The organism is bacterium, from assembly GCA_040753555.1.
GTDB lineage: Bacteria > UBA9089 > UBA9088 > UBA9088 > UBA9088 > JBFLYE01.
The window spans coordinates 1-2553 of record JBFMDZ010000263.1 but is presented as its reverse complement, the minus strand read 5'-3'; the positions used below and the strand labels follow the sequence as shown (position 1 = coordinate 2553).

The 2553-nt window shown below is 36.1% G+C and carries 4 protein-coding genes; all 4 read right to left on the bottom strand.

Annotated features, from left to right (window positions below; translation table 11 throughout):
* Positions 1-10: 10 nt before the first annotated feature.
* Positions 11-1159 carry a type I restriction enzyme HsdR N-terminal domain-containing protein gene (locus AB1630_12230; protein MEW6104561.1) on the bottom strand — a complete coding sequence of 383 codons (1149 nt, stop codon included), beginning with the start codon at positions 1157-1159 and terminating at the stop codon, positions 11-13.
* Between the two features lie 5 nt (positions 1160-1164).
* Positions 1165-1872 carry a DNA repair protein RadC gene (radC, locus tag AB1630_12225; GenBank protein ID MEW6104560.1) on the bottom strand — a complete coding sequence of 236 codons (708 nt, stop codon included), beginning with the start codon at positions 1870-1872 and terminating at the stop codon, positions 1165-1167.
* Positions 1872-2075, bottom strand: coding sequence for a helix-turn-helix domain-containing protein (locus AB1630_12220; GenBank protein ID MEW6104559.1), 204 nt, complete (start codon positions 2073-2075; stop codon positions 1872-1874). Before AB1630_12220 ends, radC begins: the two co-directional genes overlap by 1 nt.
* Positions 2076-2362: 287 nt before the next feature.
* Positions 2363-2553: hypothetical protein (locus AB1630_12215; protein ID MEW6104558.1), on the bottom strand; the 191-nt coding region annotated here is incomplete at its 5' end.

Sequence of the window (2553 nt, the reverse complement as noted above, 5' to 3'; positions counted from 1 at the left end):
GGATTAGAGGTTACATATCTACTATGAGAAAGCAGGGACAAAATGTTATTGATACACTATCTTTGATTTTTATGAGTAAACCCCTTGTTCCTATTGGGATTAAGTATGGGTAGGGTGAATAGTTACATTTTTCTTTAACATAATTCATCCCGCTAACCAGAAAACCTGCAGAGCCGCAGGCAGGGTCAATAAATTTTTCATCATCCTTTGGATCAAGCATATTAACTGCTAATTCTACTATAGGATGTGGGGTAAAGAATTCTCCCCTTTCTCCCCTTTGGTGAGCATAGACAAATGTCTGAAAGGCAATTCCTTTGACATCTGCTTTTGTCTCTATAAGGCTATATTCTTGAAGTTGGCTTACCACAAAGGCAAGGGTAATCGGTTTTAGAGCTATCCTTTCATTCTGGTCAAAGACATCAGAATACCTTGATTTTACCTCTTCAAAAAGTTTTATAATTCTATCTGTAAAAACACTTGGCTTACCCTCTTTTATTTCTTCTTCTTCCTCTGTTGTTATTCCAAATTCACATTTAGCAGAAATCCTTTTTTCATCAACCATTTTTATAAAGATAAGTTTTAAAACCTCGTTAAAAACCTTTTCTTTAAGCAATCCTTCATTTGCATAAATATAGTTATGGCAGGTTTCAAAAATGCTTCTTAATTCTGGTGCTGGTTTTAGGTCTTTTTTCTCGGGAAGATGGATTGTCGTTTCGCCACATTTAGGAATTTTGAGAACTTCCCGAAAATAAGGGGCACGGTCTAATGCTTCCAGATATGCAATATCCTGGCCATTAAACCAGATGCCAAACTTTGCCCCTTTACAGGGAGAAAGATAAGTTTTTAATTGTTCAATACCATCAGAGCGTTCCTTTCGTTTGGTTTCTATGATAATCCAAATATTCTCCTGGTCTTTGCTTTTACCATCCCTAAATACAACAATGTCAGCAGGACCAATTCTTTTACTGCCTTTTTGTATTTCAAACTCGGTTTTTATCCATTCTTTAGGGTATTCATATTCTTGAACCAATCTCATTAACATAATTTGTCTTGATTGTTCCTCTGGGGTTTGACGGATTAACCGATTAGTCAAAAAATCCTTTACATATCCTTCTTTAGCTTCAACTTCCTCACTTGGCTTAAATTCTTTTTCAGGCATATAGTTTATTCCTCCTTAATCAGCCCTTCATTGAAAAAACTAAAATAATTGTTATCGCCAATGATGATATGGTCTAAAACCCTTATTCCTACAAGTTCACAGGCAGAGATTATACGGTTTGTTATTTCTATATCATCTTGGCTTGGTCGTGGTTCACCGCTTGGGTGATTGTGAATAAGCACCAGTGCCGCTCCTGATTCTGCAACTGCTTCTTTTATAACCTCTCTCGGATGGACAATGCTTTTGGTAAGTGTTCCTTCTGATATGGTTACATCTTTGATTATTTTATTCTTTCCATCAAGTAGGACTGCCTTAAAAATTTCTTTTTTCATATCCCTCAAGTAAGGGATAAAATAATCAACTATATCCTTGCTGGTTTTAACCTTGATTTTAGTCAAACTTTTTTCTTTAAGAAATCTTTTGCCAATTTCTATGGCTGCTTTTATCTGTGTAATTTTAGCAATACCTAACCCCTTTCTTTTTAGTTCAGAAAAACCTTTTGAGTCAATATTCCTAAAATTCCCAAATTCGTTTATCACTTCTCTTGCCATATCCACAGCACTTTTCCCGCTTGAACCAACCCTTAAAAGGATTGCCAAAAGTTCTGTATCAGAAAGTTTATCAGCACCGAATTTTAAAAGTCGCTCTCGCGGTCTTTCGTCTTCAGGCCAGTTATAAATTGCTTTCGGATATTTCTTTTCCTTGTGCCTCATTATTTTGCCTTGCCTTTTTGTGTTGTTCTTTCCAAAGATTGCTCACTTATCCATTTATCAATTACCTCTTTTTTAAACCGCCACTGACCAGCGATTTTGAGTGAAGGGATAAGTCCTGTGCGGGCAAGTTTATAGACGGTGTGTTCATCCATCTGTAAATATTCTGCAACCTGTTTGACCGTCATTATTTCTTTTTCGTTCATAAAGGCACTCCTTCCCTTAAAAACAATTTTTCATAAAATCTGGCTATATTATACAAAAGAATACAAAGATTTTTCAAAACAAAATTTGAGAAAAAATAAAATCCTTATTTTTGAATCTTAAAAACAGGGTTTGAGAGTTGTCCAAAATCGGGAGCCATTTTGAACGGTTTTTCAAACACATAAAAGGTATGTGTTGAGCTTCCTCATTAAAGAGCCAGAAATCGCTTTGTTTAGCTTTAGCTAAACACGTACTTGTTTTTTTTATTTTCCCTGCTTTTATTACTTCCTCATTCCAACCCCAAAAGCCTTCCTCCTTGATAGACAATGAAGGATACTACCCAGGCAACCGCAGTGGTATAAAATGCAGTAAAAGCTGCCCAGGCCCAGGAATTTGTCTCCCTCTTTATCACGGCAATCGTAGCTATGCAGGGTATATAAAGCAGAACAAAGATCATAAGGGCATAAGCAACTAATGGAT